Origin of the sequence: Devosia sp. Root105, from assembly GCF_001424865.1 — a bacterium.
Taxonomy (GTDB): domain Bacteria; phylum Pseudomonadota; class Alphaproteobacteria; order Rhizobiales; family Devosiaceae; genus Devosia_A.
This window is the reverse complement of the sequence record NZ_LMCR01000019.1, coordinates 409,518-429,714: the sequence shown is the minus strand read 5'-3', so window position 1 is coordinate 429,714 and position 20,197 is coordinate 409,518. Positions and strand designations below refer to the sequence as shown.

20 protein-coding genes are annotated in these 20,197 nt (G+C 66.0%); 6 read left to right on the top strand and 14 right to left on the bottom strand.

Annotated features, from left to right (window positions below):
* The first annotated feature begins 3 nt into the window (after positions 1-3).
* The 3 genes from ASC68_RS24590 (at position 4) to ASC68_RS24580 (ending at position 3,183) form a co-directional block, all read left to right on the top strand.
* Positions 4-852 carry a transketolase gene (locus ASC68_RS24590; protein WP_055885558.1) on the top strand — a complete coding sequence of 283 codons (849 nt, stop codon included), beginning with the start codon at positions 4-6 and terminating at the stop codon, positions 850-852.
* Entirely contained in the window at positions 849-1,835 is a 987-nt protein-coding gene (locus ASC68_RS24585) for a transketolase C-terminal domain-containing protein (protein WP_055885556.1), read from the top strand. Before ASC68_RS24590 ends, ASC68_RS24585 begins: the two co-directional genes overlap by 4 nt.
* 163 nt (positions 1,836-1,998) lie before the next feature.
* Positions 1,999-3,183, top strand: a complete 1,185-nt coding sequence (locus ASC68_RS24580; RefSeq protein ID WP_055885551.1) for a mandelate racemase/muconate lactonizing enzyme family protein — start codon at positions 1,999-2,001, stop codon at positions 3,181-3,183.
* 135 nt (positions 3,184-3,318) lie between these two features.
* Here the strand turns inward: ASC68_RS24580 and ASC68_RS24575 are convergent, their stop codons facing one another.
* Positions 3,319-4,353: a LacI family DNA-binding transcriptional regulator gene (locus ASC68_RS24575; protein WP_055885548.1), complete on the bottom strand. Its 1,035-nt coding sequence runs from the start codon at positions 4,351-4,353 to the stop codon at positions 3,319-3,321.
* A gap of 252 nt (positions 4,354-4,605) precedes the next feature.
* On the opposite strand from ASC68_RS24575, the gene ASC68_RS24570 reads away from it, so the two are divergent.
* The 3 genes from ASC68_RS24570 (at position 4,606) to ASC68_RS24560 (ending at position 8,320) form a co-directional block, all read left to right on the top strand.
* A complete protein-coding gene (locus tag ASC68_RS24570; protein WP_055885545.1) occupies positions 4,606-5,667 on the top strand; it encodes an ABC transporter permease in 1,062 nt (353 codons plus the stop codon).
* A gap of 62 nt (positions 5,668-5,729) precedes the next feature.
* Positions 5,730-6,701 (top strand): sugar ABC transporter substrate-binding protein, encoded by a 972-nt coding sequence (locus ASC68_RS24565; RefSeq protein ID WP_055885541.1) that lies wholly within the window; start codon positions 5,730-5,732, stop codon positions 6,699-6,701.
* A gap of 83 nt (positions 6,702-6,784) precedes the next feature.
* Positions 6,785-8,320, top strand: coding sequence for a sugar ABC transporter ATP-binding protein (locus tag ASC68_RS24560; protein WP_055885538.1), 1,536 nt, complete (start codon positions 6,785-6,787; stop codon positions 8,318-8,320).
* A 43-nt stretch (positions 8,321-8,363) separates the two neighbouring features.
* Here ASC68_RS24560 and ASC68_RS24555 read toward each other — a convergent pair whose 3' ends face one another.
* From ASC68_RS24555 to ASC68_RS28490, 13 genes are all read right to left on the bottom strand, one after another.
* The gene (locus ASC68_RS24555; protein ID WP_055885535.1) at positions 8,364-9,257 is read right to left on the bottom strand and encodes an aldose 1-epimerase; all 894 of its coding nucleotides are present in this window, start codon (positions 9,255-9,257) and stop codon (positions 8,364-8,366) included.
* On the bottom strand, positions 9,241-9,813 hold the full coding sequence (locus ASC68_RS24550) for an SDR family oxidoreductase (RefSeq protein ID WP_055885532.1): 573 nt from the start codon (positions 9,811-9,813) through the stop codon (positions 9,241-9,243). Before ASC68_RS24550 ends, ASC68_RS24555 begins: the two co-directional genes overlap by 17 nt.
* 8 nt (positions 9,814-9,821) lie before the next feature.
* A complete protein-coding gene (locus tag ASC68_RS24545) occupies positions 9,822-10,601 on the bottom strand; it encodes an SDR family NAD(P)-dependent oxidoreductase (protein WP_055885529.1) in 780 nt (259 codons plus the stop codon).
* A gap of 229 nt (positions 10,602-10,830) precedes the next feature.
* Positions 10,831-11,535 (bottom strand): hypothetical protein, encoded by a 705-nt coding sequence (locus ASC68_RS24540; RefSeq protein WP_055885526.1) that lies wholly within the window; start codon positions 11,533-11,535, stop codon positions 10,831-10,833.
* Positions 11,536-11,546: 11 nt separating this feature from the next.
* Complete coding sequence (locus tag ASC68_RS24535; protein ID WP_055885523.1) at positions 11,547-13,256, bottom strand: SbmA/BacA-like family transporter; 1,710 nt, start codon at positions 13,254-13,256, stop codon at positions 11,547-11,549.
* Between the two features lie 69 nt (positions 13,257-13,325).
* Positions 13,326-15,629 (bottom strand): TonB-dependent hemoglobin/transferrin/lactoferrin family receptor, encoded by a 2,304-nt coding sequence (locus tag ASC68_RS24530; RefSeq protein ID WP_055885518.1) that lies wholly within the window; start codon positions 15,627-15,629, stop codon positions 13,326-13,328.
* Between the two features lie 165 nt (positions 15,630-15,794).
* Complete coding sequence (locus ASC68_RS24525; RefSeq protein WP_055885515.1) at positions 15,795-16,310, bottom strand: invasion associated locus B family protein; 516 nt, start codon at positions 16,308-16,310, stop codon at positions 15,795-15,797.
* Complete coding sequence (locus ASC68_RS24520; protein ID WP_349236251.1) at positions 16,307-17,107, bottom strand: DUF2470 domain-containing protein; 801 nt, start codon at positions 17,105-17,107, stop codon at positions 16,307-16,309. Before ASC68_RS24520 ends, ASC68_RS24525 begins: the two co-directional genes overlap by 4 nt.
* Positions 17,108-17,112: 5 nt before the next feature.
* Positions 17,113-18,255 (bottom strand): TonB family protein, encoded by a 1,143-nt coding sequence (locus ASC68_RS24515; RefSeq protein WP_055885508.1) that lies wholly within the window; start codon positions 18,253-18,255, stop codon positions 17,113-17,115.
* Position 18,256: 1 nt separating this feature from the next.
* A complete protein-coding gene (locus tag ASC68_RS24510) occupies positions 18,257-18,691 on the bottom strand; it encodes a biopolymer transporter ExbD (RefSeq protein WP_055885505.1) in 435 nt (144 codons plus the stop codon).
* On the bottom strand, positions 18,691-19,407 hold the full coding sequence (tolQ, locus tag ASC68_RS24505; RefSeq protein WP_055885502.1) for a protein TolQ: 717 nt from the start codon (positions 19,405-19,407) through the stop codon (positions 18,691-18,693). The genes ASC68_RS24510 and tolQ overlap by 1 nt, the downstream gene beginning before the upstream one ends.
* On the bottom strand, positions 19,407-19,832 hold the full coding sequence (locus tag ASC68_RS24500) for a hypothetical protein (protein WP_055885499.1): 426 nt from the start codon (positions 19,830-19,832) through the stop codon (positions 19,407-19,409). The genes tolQ and ASC68_RS24500 overlap by 1 nt, the downstream gene beginning before the upstream one ends.
* Before the next feature lie 8 nt (positions 19,833-19,840).
* Entirely contained in the window at positions 19,841-20,008 is a 168-nt protein-coding gene (locus ASC68_RS28490) for a hemin uptake protein HemP (RefSeq protein ID WP_082528445.1), read from the bottom strand.
* Between the last annotated feature and the right edge of the window lie 189 nt (positions 20,009-20,197).

Below are 20,197 nucleotides of genomic sequence, written 5' to 3'. Positions count from 1 at the left end.
CTGATGACCCGCAACTCGCCTCCGGCTGAGGCCGATATCGCCGCGCTCAAGGCGCGCGCCACACAGCTGCGCCGCCACATGCTGACCATGGCCCGTGGTCAGGGCGCCGGCTATATCGGCCAGGGCCTCGGCATCGCCGATGCGCTCACCGCGCTCTATTTCCACGAGCTGCGCTACGACCCCGAGAATCTCGGCTGGGCCGACCGCGATCGCTTCCTGCTGTCGACCGGGCACTACTCGATCGCGCTCTGGGCCGCCCTCGCCGAAGCCGGCATTATCCCGGTCGATGAGCTCGTCACCTATGGCGCCGATAACAGCCGGCTCGAGATGTCGACGCTCGATACGACACCCGGCGTCGAAGTGATCGGCGGCTCGCTCGGCCATGGCCTGGGGCAGGGGGTCGGGCAGGCGCTCGGGCTGCGGCTCGATCGTTCGGAGGCCCGCGTCTTCGTAGAACTCTCCGATGGCGAACTGCAGGAGGGTTCGACCTGGGAAGCCGCCATGTCCGCCAGTCATTTCCGGCTCGATGGGCTGGTGGCGCTGGTCGATTGCAACGGCATCCAGGCCGATGGCCCGGTGGTGCTCGACATGGAGCCGGTGGCCGACAAATGGCGGAGTTTCGGCTGGGAGACTTTTGAGATCGACGGCAACGACATGGATGCCGTGGTCGCAACGCTCGCCAAGGCGCGCCAGCGCAACGGCAAACCCAAGGCCATCGTGCTCCGCACGCTGCCCGGCAAAGGCGTCCGGCGCATCGAGCAGAGCGAGAAGTCGCATTTCTTCCGCGTCGATGTCGGCCAGTGGGATGCGATCATCGACGAGTTCGAGCACAGCGTGGGAGCCGGGCGATGAGCCGGGCCATGGAAGCCGGCCGCACGCTGGCAATGGGGGAGAACGAAGCCGCCGGCGGTGGCCGCCAATCGGTCGATGCGCCATTCGGCAAGGCGTTGGCCCGCCTCGGGCAGCAGCGGCCGAACATTGTCGGGCTCACCGCCGATCTCGGCAAATACACCGATATCCACCCGTTTCGCGACGCGCATCCGGACCGCTTCTTCAATGTCGGCATGGCCGAACAGAACCTCGTCGCGGTGGCGGCCGGGCTCGCCCGCACCGGCAAGCAGGCCTTCGCCACCACCTATGGCGTGTTCGCCAGCCGTCGCGCTTTCGATTTCGTCGCCATCGCGCTGGCCCACTCCAATCTCGATGTGAAGATCATCGCCGGCCTGCCCGGGCTGACCACCGGCTATGGCGGCACGCACCAGGCCATCGAGGATCTGGCGCTGATGCGGATGATCCCCGGGCTCACCATCATCGATCCGATGGACGCCACCGAGATCGACGCTGCCACGGTGGCGATGTCCGACCATCGGGGGCCGGTCTACATGCGCCTGTTGCGCGGCGCCGTGCCGGTGGTGCTCGAGCCCGGCTACAAGTTCGAGATCGGCAAGGCGCGGCAGCTGCGTGACGGCAAGGATGTCGGCATCATCTCGACCGGCATGATGAGCGAGCGCGCCATCGATGCCGCGGCGCTGCTGGAAAAGCGCGGCATCTCCGTCGCGGTCCTCCACGTTCCGACCATCAAGCCGTTTGATGCGGAGACGGTCGCCGCGTTCGCCGCCTCGGTGGGGCAGGTGGTCACCGCCGAGAACCATGTGATCGTCGGCGGCCTCGCCAGCCTGGTGGTTGAGACCTTGTTCGATGCCGGGATAGTGAGGAAGGTCACCCGCATCGGGCTGCCCGACCGTTATATCGAATGCGGCGCCGTCCCGACCCTGCAGCAAAAGTATGGGCTGACGGTCGAGGCGGTGGTTGAGAGGATAGTGGGGCTGCAATAGCGATCGAGTTTGCGGCCACCCCCACCCTTGATCCCTCCCCACAAGGGGGAGGGAGATCTGACTGATGGGGCAGGGGTCCGGACTCGCAGTCGTCTCTCCCTCCCCATGATGGGGAGGGATCAAGGGTGGGGTGGAGCCCCCGCGCCGAGGGGAGGAAAAGCACATGAAAATCACCGAGATCGAAACCTTCACCGTCGGTGCCGGCTGGAAGAACTGGCTGTTCGTCAAGGTGCACACCGACGCTGGCATTTACGGCATCGGCGAAGGCACGCTGAACGGCTTCATCGCCACCACCGAGGCCGGGGTGCATGAGCTGAAGCACCTCGCCATCGGCCAGGACCCGCGCCGCATCAGCGCGCTGTGGAAGCGCATGCTCGACAGCGTGTCGCTCGATGGCGGCCATATCCATCGCACCGTGATGGCGGCGGTCGAAGTTGCCTGCTGGGATATTCTGGGGAAGAGCCTCGGCGTGCCGATCCACCAGCTGCTCGGCGGCCAGGTGCGTGACAGCGTGCTTGGCTACGCCAATGGCTGGTATCGCACCGAACGGACCCCCGAGCACTTCCTCGAGGCGGCGAAAGCCGTGCTCGCCAAGGGCTTCAAGGCGTTCAAGCTCGACCCCTTCGGCACCGCGCAGGGCTTCATCTCCCGCGAGGAACTGGAGCTCAGCTACGATATCTGCCGCAAGCTGCGTGACGAGTTGCCCGCCGATACCCGCATCCTCATCGACGTGCATGCCCGCTTCACCGAGATCGCGGCGATCAAGGCGGCCGAGCGCTTCGCCGACCTCGATATCTACTGGTGGGAGGAGCCGACCTCGCGGGATCGGCAGGAGACGGTGCACGAGGTGGCGCATCGCTCGCCGATTCCGGTGGCGACCGGCGAAATGTTCGACACGGTCGGCCAGTTCTACGCGCTCGCCGCCGGCGGTGGCGTCAACATCTTCCAGCCCGAGCCGATGTCGCTGGGCGGCATCGGCCCGTCCATGCAGGTCGCCAACCTGGCGCTGGCGCATGGCAGCCACATCGCGCCGCACCAGAGCGGCGGCCCGGTGGCGACGGCGGTCTGCCTGCAACTGGCGGCCGCGGTGCCGAACTTCCTGATCCAGGAGCATTTCGACGCCTTCAACGACGCCTGGACCTTCGACCTCGTCACCTGGCGGCCAAGCATCGATCCGAAGAACGGCCACCTGTCATTGCCCGACGCGCCGGGCCTCGGCATCGACCTCAACATCGACGCCATCAAGCAGCACCCCTACGATCCGCATGCCTATCTCAATGTGCACACTGAGGGCTGGGAACAGCGGCTGGGCACCGACGCGCAGAACAAGGCTAAGGCTAAGCGGTAGGGGTGTTTTTGAACGACAGCCCCTCACCCCCGACCCTCTCCCCAGAGGGAGAGGGGGCGATGTGGCACCGGCAGTGCAAAGTACGTCCCCTCTCCCCTGCGGAGGGGAGAGGGTTAGGGTGAGGGGCAGACCCCGCTAAGCGCTCTCCCGATCGACAATCTCAAAGCCCAAACTGGTGATCGTCGCCAGCTTCTGCTTGCCGCCCAGCCGGTCGAGCAGTTGCCGCACGGCGCGCCGGCCCATCTCGTAGCGGTTGACCTTCACCGTGGTCAGCGGCGGATAGAGCTGCGCCGCCAGGTCCATGTCGCCATAGCCGGCAATGCCGATCCGACCGGGAATCGCCCAGCCACGGCGGTGGCATTCCTGCACCGCGCCGATCGCCAGCGTGTCGGAGGAAAAGAAGATCGCGTCGATATCGGCGTGCCGCCCGGTCAGCGTCACCAGTGCCTCGGCGCCGCCGGCGGCGGTGATCGGCACTTCCACTTCCAGTGACGCGTGGTTCTCGATCCCGAGTTCGGTGAGCGCCGCGTGGTAGCCGGTGCGCCGCTGCTGCAGTCGGTCATTGCCGTGGATCGGGGTCGAGACGAACCCGATGCGCTTATAGCCCTTGGCGGCGAGATGCATGGTCATGGCATAGGCGGTCTCGAAGTTCGACACGCCCACCACCATGTCGATCGGCTGGCGCCCCTTGATCTCGGAGATCTCCACCACCGGCGCGCCGCTCGACACCAATAGCTGCCGCGCCACTTCGCTCTGCACGAAGCTCTGCAGGATCATCCCCGCCGGCCGCCAGCCAAGCAGGGTGCGGATCGAGGCTTCCTCGGCTTCGGTGGTGAACTCGCCCTGCACCAGCAGCATCGAGTAGCCGCCCAGCTGGCACTCGTCCGACATGCCCTGCACCTGCTCGGCAATGCCCGAGTTGATCAGTGGCGGTACCACCGTGCCGATGATCCGGCCATTGCCCTTCATGCTCGAGGCCAGGCGGTTGGGCACGAAACCGGCCGCTTCGATGGCTTCCAGCACCTTGGCGCGGGTCGCCGGGGCGACCATGTCGGGGTTCGAGAGTACGCGCGACACGGTCATCGGCGCGACACCGACCCGCTTGGCGATCTCGCGCACCCCCAACCGCTCCAGCGGCTTCTTGTCGCCGCCGTCTTCCGACCTGGCCATGCGCTACTCCCGAAAACGCGCGGAATCATAGTCGTCACAAGCGCTTCGCGCCAGCATTGGTTCCGGTACCATTTCCTTTGACGTCATCGAATGGTTCCGGTACCATCGATGCAGATCGTGGCTCGCCGGATAACTGGTCAGACCAGTGCACGAGAGGTCTTGACACTTATAATAGTATAATAGCTGATGAGGGCATGGCGAAGCGCTGACCGGATCACTCCGCAACAGCGCCGCCGCTCAGGGAGGAAAAGCATGAACAGCGCGGCGCCCGCCACGACCGAGCAACCAACCACGTCTTCGTTGCGCAACCGGCTGATCTCCTTCATCGCCATCGGCGAGGTGGGGGTGATCGCGGCGCTGCTGCTGCTGGTGGCGTTCTTCTATTTCATGCAGCCGGCCTTCCTGTCCGAGCGCAACATCCGCGCCATCCTCAACGTCGTGTCGTTCGTCGGCATCATCGCCATCGGCCAGACCATCCTCCTGGTGGCCGGCGAGTTCGACCTGTCGGTCGGCTCCGTCGCCGGCGTCTCCGCGGTGATCGCCGCGCAGCTGATGACGGCGCTCGCCTGGCCGGTGCCGCTGGCCATTCTCGGTGGCATGGGCGTCGGGGCCCTTATCGGGCTCATCAACGGCATCATCGTCGTAAAATTCAGGATACCGGCCTTCATCCAGACGCTGGGCATGCTGTTCATCGGGCAGGGGCTGATCCAGCTCGTCACCGGCGGCTATCCGGTCTACCCGCTGCCCAAGGAAGTGTCCGATTTCGGCATGAGCACCTTTGCCTTCGGGCTGGGCTGGAGCTTCGCCTTTTTCATCGTCGCCGCCATCGTCGCCGATTTCGTGCTGCGCCGCACCGTGCTCGGCCGCAACCTCTATGCCACCGGCGGCAACCCCGAAGTGGCGCGCCTCGTCGGCATCAACACCACCATCTATAAGATCGGTGCCTTCATCACCGTCGGCGCGCTCTCGGCCGTGGCCGGCATGTTCGTCATGGCGGACTTGCAATCCGGCACCACCTCGATCGGCTCGGGCTGGGAGCTCATCGTCATCGCCGGCGTGGTGGTTGGCGGCGTCAGCCTGTTCGGCGGCGCCGGCACCATTGCCGGCGGCGTGGTCGGCATCCTGATGCTCAAGGTGGTGCAGTCCGGCCTCGTGGTCATCGGCGTCAACTCCAACTGGCAGCAGATCGCGGTGGGCGTGATCATGGTGCTGGCGGTAGGCCTCGATATCCTGCGCCGCCGCTACTTCACCGTCGGCGCCGGCGCCAAGACCGCAGCAAGAAAGAAATCCGACAGCAAGACATCGGGCGCCTGAGGGGCGTCTGCGCAACCGTTCACGCCACGCGGCAACCCGCGGGCCAATGGAGGAGAGGAACCATGAACATCTCGAAGAGGACACTGGTGAAAGGCTTGCTCGGCGCCGCGGCGCTGGTTGCGAGCTTCGGCACCGTCGGCGCCGGCTATGCCCAGGAGGTCAACCTGCTCTGGGTGCAGGCGATGAAGGATCATCCCGTGCATCGGCTGATGCAGGCGGGCTTCCTCGATAAGTGCAAGGAGCTCGGCTACACCTGCGAAGTGGTGGGCGACCCCTCTGCCACCAACTGGGATATCCCGGCCACTCTGCCGCTCGCCGAAGCGGCCCTGTCGCGCACCAAGTTCAACGCCGTCGGCGTCTACGGCCCCGATCCGGCGATCTATTCGTACATCACCAAGCTCGCCAAGGAGGGCCTGCCGGTCGTCACCTGGCACGTGCTGCCGCCCGAGGGCACGGTCGATGGGCTGAAGGCCGCCGCCGCGCAGGATATCGCCGCTGCCGGCACCAATGCCGCCATCGCCATCGGCGACAAGCTCGGCGGCAAGGGCACCGTCGCCCTCACTCAGGGCGCCTCGAACGATACCGAAAACGCCATGTCCGATGCCTTCCGCAAGACCATTGCGGAAAAGTACCCGGACATCAAAGTGCTCGAGACCCAGATGGAAGGTTTCGAGCCCTCTGCTGCCGAGGGCAAGGCCATCGCCATTCTCCAGGGCAACCCGGACGTCAACGCCGCCTTCGGCACCACCGGCAACTCGATCCAGACCTGGTCGGGCGCGGCCCGCAAGGCCGGCCGCGACGTGGTGATCATCGGCATGGACTACATCCGGCAGAATCTCGACCTGGTGAAGTCCGGCGCCGCCTACGGCATCGTGGCGCAACCGCTCTATGAGGAAAGCGCCAAGGTTGCCGAACTGCTGGGTGCTTTGGCCAAGGGTGAAACGGTCACCTACATGAACGTCTTGCCCTCCAAGGTCATCACCGCGACCGATCTCGACCCCTATTACGCCATGCTCGAAAGCGCCGGCCAGTAAACCGGCTCCCACCGTGCCGGCCTCCCCTGACCCGGGGGTCGGCGCGGTTCTTCCTTTCTTGATTTGTCGCGGAGGCAGCACCCATGGACCCGATCTTTTCCGCCCGCGGCATCGTCAAGGCGTTCGCCGGCGTGCAGGCGCTGCGTGGCGTCGATTTCAACGTGCTGGCCGGTGAAATCCATGCGCTGCTCGGCCAGAACGGCGCCGGCAAGTCGACGCTGGTGAAGATCCTCAACGGCGTCCATCCGGCTGGCTCCTATACTGGCGAGATCACCCTCGCTGGTCAGCCGGTGAGCTTTGCCTCGCCGGCCGCAGCGCGCGCCGCCGGCGTCGGCTACGTGCCGCAGGAAATCGAGGTGCTGGAGCAGCTCTCGGTGGCCGAGAACGTCTTCGCTGGCCATACCGGGCTGGGTGAAGGCGTGCTGATCTACCGACACAAACTCGAGGATCGTACCCGCGCCATTCTCGATGATCTCGGCCTCACGATCGACCCGAAGGCCATCGTCGCCTCGCTGACCTCGGCCCAGCGCCATCTGGTGATGATCGCCCGCGCCCTGGCGCTGAAACCGCGCGTGCTGATGCTCGATGAGCCGACCGCATCGCTCTCGGGCACCGAGGTCGACGCACTGCTCGAGGTGCTGCGCCGTTTGAAACGGCAGGGCGTCACCATGATCTACATCACCCATCGGCTGCCCGAGGTGCTCGCCGTCTGCGACCGCGCCACCGTGCTGCGCGATGGACGCGTTGCCGCCGAGCTGGGGCGCGAGGAATTCGAGGAAGACCGCTTCATCTTCGCCATGTCGGGCCAGCGGCTGCAAAAGCTGTTCCCCCCGCACGAGGCGCCGGTCGGCGCGCGCCCCATGCTGGCAGTCGAGCACTTGAGCGTCGCCGGCAAGCCCGGGGCCATCTACGGCGCGCGCGATGTCAGCTTCTCGGTGGCCGCGGGTGAGATCGTCGGCCTTGCCGGGCTGCTCGGCTCGGGCCGCAGCGAGATCCTCCACGGCATCTTTGGCCGCGTCCCCGCCGAGGGCACGGTGAAAGTCGATGGGCAAGCCATCGCCATCCGCTCGCCGCGCGATGCACGCGACGCCGGCATTGCGCTGCTCACCGAGGATCGAAAGCGCGATGGCCTGCTGTTCAACCTGCCCGTCGGCGCCAACATCACCATCGGCAATCTCGACCCGCTCTCGGCCCGCGGCATGGTTCGCGGCGATCGGGAGCGGAGCGCCATCCTCGAGGCGATGCGCCAGCTCAACGTCAAGGCGTCGTCGCCGCAGGCCTCGGTGGCGCATCTCTCGGGCGGCAACCAGCAGAAGCTGCTATTCGCCCGGGTGCTGATGCGCGCCCCAAAAGTGCTGCTGCTCGATGAGCCGACCAAGGGTGTCGATGCGGCGACCCGGCAGGAGATCTACCGGCTCGTCGTCGAGCTCGCCAACAAGGGCGTAGCGCTGGTCGTCGTCTCGTCGGAGCTCGAAGAAGTGCTCGGCCTCTGCGACCGCTGCCTCACCATCGCCGATGGCCGCATTGTCGACACGTTCAAGCGCGGCGAAGGCGGTGAAGATCGCGTGCTGCGCGCGGTGGCGGCGGCGCAGGCGGAGACGGTGCGGGCGGCGTCCTAGCTGATTATCCGGTGGGGGTCAGCCCGCACCGACGCCAGCAATGTCAAATCCGAAACGGCTCGAACCGCAACGTCCCCACGGTGCTCTCGCCAGGCCCCAGCACGATCACCCCATCCTCCGGATCGCCGAACCCATCCGGCCGGTTGAATGCCCCCGACGCATTGGTCTGCGGTTCGACGCAGAACACGTTCAACGCCGGATCGGCGTAGAACATCACATGCTTGTAGGGTGTATCGCCCTTCATGGTGATCCCGGCGCCGCGGCCCGGAAAGCGCAGCGTCGCGCTGCCATCCCAGCCGCCATAGTCGCTGCAGCGCCAGTAGATCGGCAGCGGCGCGGCCGTGTTGAAAGACACCTCGGGCGGCAGCGACACCCGCTGCCCGATCATTCCCTCGGGCTCGTTGAGATGGAAGCTGGTGGCCCCGAACTGCAGCCTCGTATCCGCATCCCGGTCGAACCAGGGGTGATGCCCGAAGCCGAACGGCATCCGGCGTTCGCCTGAATTGGTCACCCGCGTCACCAGTTCGAGCCCGGTATCGGTGAGCGTGAACCGCTGCTCGGCGCGGTACGAATAGGACGACGGGTCGGCCACCTCCAGCGTCAGCACCGCGCTGCCCGGTCCGGTCTGCTCCGCCGTCCATGGCCGATGCCAGGCAGTGCCGTGCACGTGGTAGATTTCCGGCGGGTTGTTCGTGGCAAAGCCATAGCGCCGCCCTTCGAACGTGAAGGCATTGCCGCCGATCCGGTTGGCGAACGGGATCATCGGAAAGGACGCGATACCCAGCACGTTGCCGGCGCTGCGGTTGGCGTCCGAGAGCGGCCGCATCACATCGATGCCGTCGATCCGAAAACGCGCAATGCTGCCGCCGATCGCCGGTGCGAGATCGATTGCCAGCGCCCCGGTCCTGAGTTCGAGATGCTCAGAAATTGCGGCCATAGCCGGTACTCCATCCCCCGTCGACCGACAGCATCTGACCCGTGGTGTAGCTGTTGAGCGGGTCGCAGAAGAACAGCGCCGTATCGGCAACTTCGGCCACCGATCCCGGCCGCTTCACCGACGCATGCCCGAGCATCGCCGCATCGCCAGCCAGCAGCGGTTCGCCGATCGCGCCGACGCCCAGCGCGTTGACCAGCACCTTCGGCCCCAGTTGCATCGCCATGGTGCGCACCGTCGCCAGCACCCCGGCCATTGCCACCGAGAATTCGGCATGCCGCCGCATCGGCATCCCCGCCGCGGCAGAAACGAGAAACAGCACGCGCCCACTGCCACGCGCGAACATCGCCTCGCCGGTGGCCCTTGCCGACTGCAGCTGCGCCGCCGGATCGGACCCGGCAACCGGCAGCAGCGGCAGCGACACGATCAGGATATCCGGCACCGGCGCCACCGCGCCAATCGTTGCGCCATTGCTCCTCAGCGCATCGAGCACCGCAATGGCAACCGGGTTCTGCTCACCCCGCAACTCAACGAATGTGTTCTGGAGTTCGATCCGCATGTCCGGCCTCACATCATGTAGCCGGCGGTCCAGCCGCCATCGACCGCCAGTACCTGGCCGTTGATGTAGCCGGCACCGGGTGAGCTCAGAAACAGCACCGCCTCGGCGATTTCCTCGGGGGTGCCGGGGCGTCCGAGCGGCAAATGCTGCATGAACTCGGCGGTGCGTCCGGCGAACTTGCCATCGGCGCCATAGAACAGCGAGCGCGTTCCCTCGGTCATAATCGAGCCCGGCGCGATGGCATTGGTGAGGATGCCCTGCGGCCCCAGTTCCAGCGCCATCGAGCGGGTCATGTGGATGATGCCGGCCTTGGCCGCAACGTAGGGGCTCTGCAGCCGCATCGCCGCCAGCCCCACCACCGAGGCAATGTTGATGATCCGCCCGCCTTCGCCCTGCTGCACCATCGGTTGCAGCGCCGCATGGCTCATCAGGTAGAGCCCGTCGAGGTCGACGCGGGTGATGCGCTCCCACTCCTCGAGCGGAAAGCTGTCGATATTCACCCGATGGACGAAGCTGTTGATCCCGGCATTGTTGACCAGGATGTCGATCCGGCCATAGCGGGCGATCGTTTCCGCCACGCCCGCCTCGGCGGAATCCCGGCTGGAGATATCGATCACCGCCGCCATCGCGCCGGGCAGGGTAGCGGCGTACGCCTCGGCCCCTTCCCGGTTGATGTCGGCGACCACCACGCTGGCGCCGTTATCGCTTAGCCGCCGCGCGATGGCGCGGCCGATCGCCCCCGCCGCGCCGGTGACCAGGGCCACCCGCCCGTTCAACTCCACCTGCATTGGCACGACTCCTCCAGCCCCGCACCAATGCTATTATAATATCTTGCCCAAAGCGGCAATTGCGCTTTGGGCTAAGGGGGTGCGCTCTTGCCTTATGACACCAGCCCCTCAGTCGTCGCTTCCCTCCCCCTTGAGGGGAGGGATTGAGGGAGGGGTGGTGCAGTCAGCACCGAGGCCGCCTCACCACCCCCACCCCCGCCCCTCCCCTCAAGGGGGAGGGGAGCACCCCTCAGTTCGCCCTGAGCAGCGTCAGGCCCAGTGGTTCGCCGTCGGCATTGAATGCCTCGCGCTCGCCCGTCACCGAGTCGCGGTGCCACTCGGCCACCGCGCCCGCCTTGAGGTGCAGGTGGAAATCCGAGCGCATCACGTTGATGAAGCCCATTGCCGACTTCACCGTCTCGATGGTGCCGCGCCAGAACTGCTGGAAGCCGGGGCGCCTGAAGCCGATCACCACCTGCGCTCGCGCCGCCTGCGCATCCTCGAGCGGCAGCCGGCCGGGGTCGGTCTCGCTCGCCTCGATGCGCTCGCCCGGGGGCGTGTCGGGCTTGGCTTCGATCGCCGTGCCGATGCCGAGCGGCGCTACCGCCGCGTCGAACGGCTCGATCCCGTCGAACCCGACAATGCCGCAGATATAGCTGCCATCGGCGCGGTTGAGGTCGATGCGCGGATAGGCCTTGTCCTTCATCACGCTGGTGCGGTCGACGATGATTTCGGCGACACTCGCCAGTTCGATCCGGCTCTCGTGCTCGGCCCCGCCGATCACCGCCCAGCCGTCCTCGAAGCTGACGCTCTCGACCGCGCCGATCCGCTCATGCGTGGCGCCGAGGTGCCGCGCCGTCACCATCAGCCTGCCGATGGCGGGGAGGGTAGCGAGCACATCCCGGGCGCTGGCATCGAGGCGGGCACGAGGCAGGGAAGCCGGTTTGTCGAGCATTTGAAAATTCCTTAGGCAAGTATGGGTTCGAGAGGCGTGGCCGGAGCAGCCGGAGCGGCGCCCAGTTCCACGGTGGTGAGCGTGCCGAGGCCCTGGGGCTTCCGATGGGCGACGAGGATGAAAGCGCTGTCGGGCAGTTCGCGACGCAGCAGTGCCAAGAGATCGGTCTCGGCGGCGACGTCGAGCGCGCTGGTCGCTTCATCGAGGAAGGCGAAATCCGGCCGATGGAGCAGCAGCCGCGCCAGCGCCAGCCGCTGCAGCTCGCCACCCGACAGGCCGCCCGTGCCGGTCTCGCCGGTGCCGAGCGTCACGTTCAGCCGATCGCCGAGGCCGACGGCTTCGAGCGCCGCCTGGCGGGCCTCCGGCAGGAACGCCTCGGCGGTCGCCGGATAGGCCACCGCATCCATGATGTCGCCGATCGGCACATAGGTGCGCTGTGGCAGGAACAGCATGCTGCCCTGCGGCGTCTCGATCCGGCCATTGGCATGTGGCCAGAGCCCGGCGACCGCCTTGACCAGCGTGGTCTTGCCCAGCCCCGAAGCACCGGCCAGCCACACTGCTTCGCCGCGATTGACGGTGAGGTTGTCGACGCCCAGCAGCGCCCGGCCATCCTGCAGCGTCAGATTGAGCCCCGAGATGCGCAGCGGTCCATTTCCCGGCTGCATCACCGGTGCCGGTCCGGCATTGCCTTCCGTCGAGCGCAGGAAGCCGTCGAGACGCGACGAGGCAGCGACGAGATCGGCGAGGTCCTTATAGGAGAAGATGAACCAGGAGAGCGTAGTGACGACGCTCGAGAAGGCGCTGCTCACCTCCATCAACCCGCCGAAATTGACGCTGCCGGCGAGGAACGCAGGTAGCGCCACGAACAGCGGGATGCGCAGCACGGTGTGGTTGTAGGGGTGGGTGAAGCAACTGAGGATCAGCTCGCGGTTGATCAGCTGGCGCCAGTTCCTCATGATCCCGCCAAAGCGCTGGTCGAGCGTGCGGCGCTCGGCGGCCTCGCCATTGAGCAGTGCGATTTCGTCGACATTGGAGCGCATGCGGGCCAGCGCGAAGCGGAAGTCCGCCTCGCGCCGCTGCTGCTCGACATAGAGGTTCTTGAGCGGGCTGCCGAGCACGTGGGTCAGGAGCGAGCAGAGCGCCACATAGACGAAGGCGGCGACCAGCATGTAGCGCGGGATCTCGAAATCGAGCCCGATGAAGTTGAGCGACAGCGGGAACGACGACAGCTGCCAGAGCAGCGCCACATAGGAGAAGATGGCGACGATATTGGTGATGAGATCGAGCGCTTCCGACAGCACACCGCTGACGAACAGCCGGCAGTCATCGGCGATGCGCTGGTCGGGGTTGTCCACCGCGCTGCCGTCGGCCATCCGCCAATAGGCCTTGCCGCGCAGCCAGCGGTCGCGCACCGCCTCGGTCAGCGACCTGCGCCAGCGGATCAGCACCAGCTTGTTGAGGTATTGCGAGCTGAGCTCACGGATCGAGTTCAGCAGCACGATGATGCCGAAAATGCCGATCTGCGTCAGCGCCGCCTTGGCGTCCACCGCCTCCAGCGCCGAGTAAAAATCCTTGGTCCAGGAGATGATCCTCAGCGTCGCATAGACGCCCAGCAGCTTCAGCGCCACCACGGCGACGAACAGTGCCAGCCCGAGCTTGCCGCCGCGCCCGCTGATGCAGAGCCCCAGAAGGCGCCAGAACTGGCCAAGCACGCGGATCATGACGAGGATCTCCGGAGAACAAAAAAGCGGGAGAGCCATGGACGAGGCCCTCCCGCGGAGTGGGTGTGGTTAGAACTTCACCGATGCGCCGACCTTGAAGGTGCGGCCCGGACCCGTCTGCAGCTCCGGAGGAGCGTTGCTGGCGTTGGTGCCACCCGGGAAACCCGGCATGTTGTAGCTGGCGATGGTGTTGGGGAAGTATCGGGTGTCGAAGAGGTTCTGGATGCCGGCGGTAATCTCGATGTCCTCGGTCGGCTTCCAGGTGGTGAAAGCATCGAAGATCGCGTAACCGCCCGGCTTGAAGGCGTTCGGGTCGTTCCGGTGCTGCACACCATCGGCAAAGGTGCCGAATACCTCGAACTCGAGGTTGTTCTCGGGCAGTTCGTAGCGCAGGCCCAACACTGCCGTCAGTGGTGTCGCCCGCTCGTACCAGTTCTCCGCTGCGGTGGGCGACGTCTGCTGGCGACCATACTGGTAGGTAACGGCCGCGTTGAAGAACAGGTTCTCGTAGACCTCGAGTTCTCCCGCAAGCTCGATGCCCGACAGCTTCACCTTGGACAGGTTAATCGAGGTGTAGACGTCTGTATTTGGCGCGACCTCCTGCAGACGCTCGATGAAGTCGGTATAGTCTGAGTGGAATGCGGTGGCGCTCAGCCAACCCTTCTCGAACTCGCCGCGCACGCCGACCTCGTAGCTCCTCACTGTCTCCGGGCGCAGGTTCGGGTTCGGGATCACTTCGCCGCCGGAGAAGGGATCGAGGCTCGAGACGAACAGCTGCTGGCTGGTCGGCATCTTGTAGCCTTCGTTGTAGGCAACGTAGGCCGAGACGGCGTCGGTGAACTGGTACTTGGCCGACAGGCTCTTGATCAGCGTCTGCGAGTCGATCTTCTCAGGCTTGAAGCCGGGCAGATATGGGGGCGCTTTGCCCTTGGTCGGGTCGATCGAATAGGTGGCGTAGCGCAAGCCCGGCGTGATCGTCAGCTTCTCGTCAAACAGCCTGATTTCGTCCTGGATGTAGAGGTCGGCGCGAACCGTCTCGACATCCGGGAAGCTGAAGCCGCTATAGGTGGCGTGCGAGCTGCTGCTGGTGGGAGGGGGCCCGACATATTTGGTAACGGTGTCGGTGTAGTCATCGTAGTACGTGTTCGCGATGTCGCCCTGGAAGCCATAGGTCAGCGAATGGCTGGTTCCGCCCACATCGAAGCTGGACATCGCCTGGATTTCAGCCTCGAGGAAGGCTTCGCCGTAGTCGCGGACCGAATGGGTCTCGACCGTGCGGGGCAAGGCAAGGGCATAGTATTGGCGCCTGAAGCTGTCGGTGCCGCGACGCTGCGGCGAATAGCTGAGGTTCCACTTGACGCTGTCGAGCCAATCGGCGCCGACCTGCCACTCGTGTTCGATGGCAAAGCGCGGACGTTCGACGATCACCGAGCGCGTATACTGCAGCGAGATGTACTGGCTGGAGGTAGCCGGCACGCCAGTGACGGCATTGGCCGACGTATCCACCTGCTCGACATCGGTCTGGCGGTTGTTGAACTCCGCAGTAACTTCGACGCGATGCTCGTCATTGGGCGTCCACACCGCCTTCGCCATGGCATTGTAGGCCTCGGCATCGGTCGGGAAGAACTTGTCGCATGACCACTTGGGGGCGCGGGCGCAGCCCCAGATGCCGCCATCCGCGCGCGCGTTCGACAGGGTAGCCTCGTGCGACGACACATGGCCGAGCGACCCCAAAACCTGCAAGCCGTTACCGAAATCGTATGCGGCGTTGATCTGCTGGCGGAAGCTCCGGTCGTAGCTGTCATAGGCGGTCTTCACCTCGACGGCCCAGGGTTTGTCGCTGTCATAGAGCAGGTCTTCGGGATCGAGCGTCTGGAACGACACCACACCGCCGAGCGCATCCGCACCCCAAAGCACGCCGGCCGGGCCCTTGACGATTTCGACCTGCTTCATGTTCCACGGATCGATCACGTCGCGGCCGCCGTCGATGATGCTCTCGATGGTGCGCGAACCGTCCACCTGCATCTTGACCCGGTTGCCGCTGACGCCACGGATGGTGAAGCCGCCCAGTTGCGCCCACGGCTGAGTGGCGGAGGACGAGCGATCAACCTGTACGCCCGGCTCGAGCCGGACCAGGTCCTGGATGTCTCGGACCATCCGCTTCTTCAGGGTCTCGTTGTCGATGACCGTGACCGTCGCGGGAACGTCCAGCACGCTTTTCGCGGAGCGGGTCGCCGTGACCGTGATGCGCTTGAGGATGGTGGTCTGCGCATTGGTCAGTTCCTGCGCCGCGACCGGCTGCGGAACCGCGCAGAGCAGCGCCACCACGCTGATGCCGATGAGATGCCAAGGTGAGATATTCGCGCGTGCCAACGCACGCGCGACAAGCGGCCGATAAGACATGCCTGCCCCCAAAAGAAACCGAAATTGTTGGCTGGCTGTCGGCGCGCCGCACGCCGCTTGGCTGGCTGTTCCACGGTCTAAATGGACCGATGTTCACGCTCTATGAAAGATGAGTATCTGAGTCAAGATTAAACGCTACTGCGCCAGTTCCGCCGTGCGGTTGTAGGCGGCAGTGAAGCCGGCGAGTGACAGTGTCACCGTCACCGGCTGACCATCGTCGACCTTGACGCCGGTGACTTCGAGCACCGTGCCGACCTTCATGGCGCTGAGCGCCACCTCGTCGAAATCGAGCGGCACCAGGCAGCCGGTCTGCACGCAGGTGAGGAACGGCCGGGCCTGCCCCAACTGCTGGCCGTCGATGCCGAGCTGCACCCCGGCATCGAGCCTGAGCCCGAACGCCGTCAGCAGCATGCCCTCGGCCTTGTTGCCGGTCGGCGCCGCCAGTTCGACCGCCACCAGCGCGCTGCCGGTCTGCGGGTTGCCGGCGGTCTGTGAGAAGGCGCAGTCCTTGCCGGCTTCGACCAGCGCGCAGTTCACCGTCCAACTGCCATGCGCTTCGTTGAGCGCCGAGGCGCCGCCCGGCAGGCTCGCCTGCTGTGCCAGTGCCGGTGATGCCATCAGCAGCAGCGCGGCGGAGATCAGGGCCCTCACGACGCGACCCTCGCGTCCTTCAGCGGCCGGTTGAGCGCCCGGCGGGCTTCGCCGGCCATCTTCACCAGCGTCATGTGCATGTCCTTGGACGAGGTCAGCTCGCTCTCGAACCAGATGCGGCGGATGTCGTCGCCGTCGGCGAGGTCCATGCCTTCGGCATCGACGCCGATCAGCCGCCATTTGCCGGGCGCCGCCTTGGCAAAGTGCTCGGCATAAAGCCCCACGGCCTCGCCGTGGTCGTCGTTCATGTGCTCGATGGCATCCGCTTCGCTCGCTGCCAGCTCCGGATTGGCCGGGTTGGCGTTGAGGAGGTTGTCGCGGGTCAGGGCATAGGCGCGACCGAACCCGCCATTGTACGAGGCGCTCTTCGGCTCCAGACGGAAGTAGCGGAAATCGCCGAGGCCCGAGTAGAGCTTGGCCTTCTGCTGGTGGATCAGGTAGCGCGTATCGAGCCGCTGGTGCTCCTCGCTGTCGCGCTCCACTTCGCGCGCTTCTGCGGCGATGGTGACGCGGGCATGCGCCAGCGGGTCGCCCCTACCGGGATAACCGATCAGCAGCGAGCAGCGGGGATCAGCGAGCAGGGCGCCGGTATGGGCGGCCAGCTTCGAGACGAGGATGATCGGCGCGCCGTCATAATCGGTCGAGACCCCGACGCGGGTGGCGATCGGCCAGCCGGTCCCCGGCTCGATCGTCGCGATCGAGCCCGAGCGCGCCGAGCGGATCAGCGTCTTGGCCTCGCGCACCGCCTCGGCGGTGGTCTCGAGCAGCACGTCCTTCTTCTTGTCTTCGGTCATCATCGAACTCACTTCTTGAAATAGACCGGCACGGTGAACGACCAGCTCGATCGTCCCGCTGCCTCGGGAATCGGGGGAAAGGGCGCGGCGCGGTCGACGGCCGCCAGCGCGGCGTTGTCGAGCGCATCGTTTCCCGAACTGCGGGCGAGCGCGACTTTCGTCACTGTACCACTGGCGCCGACGGTAAAGCTCACCAAAGCTTCGCCGGCGTCGCCGCGCGCCTTCGAAGGGTACTTGGCGGCGCGGGTGACCTTGGCCTGCACCAGGCCGGGGTACTTGCTCTCCGCCGCGCTGCCGCCGTCATTCTTCTTGCCGGCGCCACCGCCGGATTTCTTTGCCGCGGTATCGGCCTCGGCCGCGCCGCCATTGCCGAGGCTGGCCTGCTGCGACGGCTTCTTCTTCTCCGGCTTTTTCTCGGCCGGTTTTTTCGCCTGCTTCGGCTTTTCGGCCGGCTGGTCCTTGGGCGGTTCCTTCGCCGGCTCGGCCTTCGCCTCGACCGCCTTCCGCACGATGCGCGGCTTGGGGATCGGCGCCACCTGCAGCTCGTCTTCGACCACCGGTGCGAGGCTTGCCGTCTCCAGCGGCTTCACCACCTCCACCGGCTGCACCAGTGCCGGTGGGATCTGCTGCATCGCCGGCTCCGGTGTCAGCTGAGCTATGGTCGCGGTGCGCGCCTCTTCGAGCGGATCGGACTGCGACGGCGCCACGCTGTCGGCCACCACCGTCGCCGCCGCATCCACCATCTGCGGCATCGCTGCTTCGACCGGCGCGATCGGATCCGCCGCCGCAGTCAGCACCTCGGCCGAAGCAATCTCTTCACTCTCGACCGGCGTGATCTCGGCGACCTCGACCCGCGCCGCCACGGCTTCGACCGCCTTGGCCGGTTCGGCCTCCACCACCTCGACCATTTCGGCGTCGGCAGTCTCCGGTACTTCTTCTGCCTCGACCTCGGCGCCGGCCGAGACCAGCGTCTCCGTCGCTTCGCTGATTTCCTCGGTCGGATTGCTCGTCGCCGTGTCGACCGAGATGATCTCGACCGCCACCGATTCCGCCGCCGTTTCGTCGATCGAAGGTTCGAGGTTCAGGAACACGAACGCCCCGGCGATCAGGCCGATATGGATGCTGGCAGAGGCGAGGGCGGCCTTCTTCATCTTATGGTTCGCGCTGCTGGGTGATCAGCCCGATGCGGGCATAGCCGGCGCGACTGAGGTCGCCCATCACCTGCATGATCAGGCCGTAATCGGCGGTCGCATCGCCCCGGATGTAGAGCCGTTGCTGCGTGCCGGCGTCGCCCGCAGCTGCCGCCACTGAACTCAGCAGCGTCTCGAGCGAGACTTCGTCTTCGCCGAGATAGACCTGGCCTTCCGGCGTCACCGAGATGGTGAGCGGCTTCGTCCCCTCGACCTTCATTTCCGGCGCGTTGGTCTGCGGCAGGTCGATCGGTACACCCGAGGTCAGCAGCGGCGCCGTCACCATGAAGACGATCAGCAGCACCAGCATCACGTCCACCAGCGGCGTCATGTTGATCTCGCTGATCGCCCCTCGGCGGCCGCGCTTCCCACGGGCACTCTGCAGCGACATGCTCATCAGGCGTTGCCTCGCGCATCGAGCTGCCGCGACAGCAGCACCGAAACCCGGTCGGCGAACGCCTCGAGCCGGCCGATCAGCCGCCCGGCGTCGCCGCTGAGCTTGTTGTAGGCAATCACCGCCGGAATGGCGGCGAGCAGCCCGAGCGCCGTGGCGAACAGCGCCTCGGCGATGCCGGGCGCCACCACGGCGAGGCTGGTGGATTTCGCCGCGGCGATCGAAGTGAAGGCATTCATGATGCCCCACACCGTGCCGAACAGCCCGACGAATGGCGCTGCACTCCCCACTGTCGCCAGCAGCGACAGGCTGCGATCGAGCTTTTCGCTCTCGGCCGCCACGGTGGTATCGAGCACGATGCGGAGCCGCGCCTGCAGGCCGCCCGAATTGGCGGCGTTCTCGGCATGGCTGCCGTTCCATTCTTCCATTGCCGCCGCGAACAGCGCGCCGAGCCCGGTGCGCGGGCCATCCTTCAGCCGCGCGTAGATCTGGCTCAGCGGCTCGCCCGAAGCGAAGATCTTGTCGAATGCCTTCATTTCGCGTCTGGCGCGGGCATAGGCGGCGGCCTTGGCGAAGATCACCGCCCAGCAGGCGATTGAGGCGAACAGCAGCCCCAGCATCACCGACTTCACTACCCAATCCGCCTGCATGAACAGCGCGAACATCGACATGTCGTGCGCCGCCGCAACCGGCTCCACCGCTTCGATCACCGTTTCCATCAGATGCCGAACTCCACGCCGTCGAGGCGCGACACGGTGCTGAGGCCGGCGAGGCAAACTTTGGGGTCGAGCCCCGTGCCCTCGCAGGCCACCACGTCATTGATCAGCACCCGGCTCACCTTGTCGCATCCGAGCTCGCCGATATCGAACTGCAGCACCCGGGTCTTGCCCTCGGGCATCGCCTTGAAATCCAGCGACACCAGCCGCTCGATACTGCCGCCGGCGCCGAACAGCGCAATTTCGAAGACCGAGCGGGTGAGCTCGGTGCCGAGCCTATTGGTGGCGAGGAAGGTGACGCGACAGCCGGTTTCGCTTGATGTCAGCGCGTTGAGTTCGAGCGCCAGGCCGGGAGCCGCCGGGGCGTCCTGCGCCAGGGTCGGCGTGGCGCACAGCGTCGCCAGCAGCAATGCATGGGTGAGGCGCATGGGCGCTCCTATTTGTTGAGGACGAGTTTGCCCTGCCGCGTGATCCGCAGCCGGTAGGTGAGGCCCTGGTGCGCGATGCCGATCTCGGTGGCGCCGCCGAACAATTCCTCGGTGGTGAAGCTCGGCACGCCGACCTGCGCATCGGTCTTGGCCGTCGCCTCCGGCAGCGCCGTCATGTCCTCTAAATCCTCAAGTCGCACCCTGGTCACCCCGACCGCCTGCCGTCTGTTCAAAACATGAGTGTGATTATCAGAATTACATCGACACGCAAGCGCCACAATGTCGCCGGTCATTGGGAGGGGGCGCGGGCCATAGCGGTCGGGTCTCCCCGCCGGCGCGTGGGAGGTTTCCCGACTGCGCCAGTC

Excerpts from the sequence above, each read along its gene's own strand:
- ASC68_RS24590 (WP_055885558.1), top strand. The coding sequence starts at position 4 with ATGACCCGCAACTCGCCTCCGGCTGAGGCCGATATCGCCGCGCTCAAG.
- ASC68_RS24585 (WP_055885556.1), top strand. The coding sequence starts at position 849 with ATGAGCCGGGCCATGGAAGCCGGCCGCACGCTGGCAATGGGGGAGAAC.
- ASC68_RS24580 (WP_055885551.1), top strand. The coding sequence starts at position 1,999 with ATGAAAATCACCGAGATCGAAACCTTCACCGTCGGTGCCGGCTGGAAG.
- ASC68_RS24575 (WP_055885548.1), bottom strand. The coding sequence starts at position 4,353 with ATGGCCAGGTCGGAAGACGGCGGCGACAAGAAGCCGCTGGAGCGGTTG.
- ASC68_RS24570 (WP_055885545.1), top strand. The coding sequence starts at position 4,606 with ATGAACAGCGCGGCGCCCGCCACGACCGAGCAACCAACCACGTCTTCG.
- ASC68_RS24565 (WP_055885541.1), top strand. The coding sequence starts at position 5,730 with ATGAACATCTCGAAGAGGACACTGGTGAAAGGCTTGCTCGGCGCCGCG.
- ASC68_RS24560 (WP_055885538.1), top strand. The coding sequence starts at position 6,785 with ATGGACCCGATCTTTTCCGCCCGCGGCATCGTCAAGGCGTTCGCCGGC.
- ASC68_RS24555 (WP_055885535.1), bottom strand. The coding sequence starts at position 9,257 with ATGGCCGCAATTTCTGAGCATCTCGAACTCAGGACCGGGGCGCTGGCA.
- ASC68_RS24550 (WP_055885532.1), bottom strand. The coding sequence starts at position 9,813 with ATGCGGATCGAACTCCAGAACACATTCGTTGAGTTGCGGGGTGAGCAG.
- ASC68_RS24545 (WP_055885529.1), bottom strand. The coding sequence starts at position 10,601 with ATGCAGGTGGAGTTGAACGGGCGGGTGGCCCTGGTCACCGGCGCGGCG.
- ASC68_RS24540 (WP_055885526.1), bottom strand. The coding sequence starts at position 11,535 with ATGCTCGACAAACCGGCTTCCCTGCCTCGTGCCCGCCTCGATGCCAGC.
- ASC68_RS24535 (WP_055885523.1), bottom strand. The coding sequence starts at position 13,256 with ATGATCCGCGTGCTTGGCCAGTTCTGGCGCCTTCTGGGGCTCTGCATC.
- ASC68_RS24520 (WP_349236251.1), bottom strand. The coding sequence starts at position 17,107 with ATGATGACCGAAGACAAGAAGAAGGACGTGCTGCTCGAGACCACCGCC.
- ASC68_RS24515 (WP_055885508.1), bottom strand. The coding sequence starts at position 18,255 with ATGAAGAAGGCCGCCCTCGCCTCTGCCAGCATCCATATCGGCCTGATC.
- ASC68_RS24510 (WP_055885505.1), bottom strand. The coding sequence starts at position 18,691 with ATGAGCATGTCGCTGCAGAGTGCCCGTGGGAAGCGCGGCCGCCGAGGG.
- tolQ (WP_055885502.1), bottom strand. The coding sequence starts at position 19,407 with ATGGAAACGGTGATCGAAGCGGTGGAGCCGGTTGCGGCGGCGCACGAC.
- ASC68_RS24500 (WP_055885499.1), bottom strand. The coding sequence starts at position 19,832 with ATGCGCCTCACCCATGCATTGCTGCTGGCGACGCTGTGCGCCACGCCG.
- ASC68_RS28490 (WP_082528445.1), bottom strand. The coding sequence starts at position 20,008 with ATGACGGCGCTGCCGGAGGCGACGGCCAAGACCGATGCGCAGGTCGGC.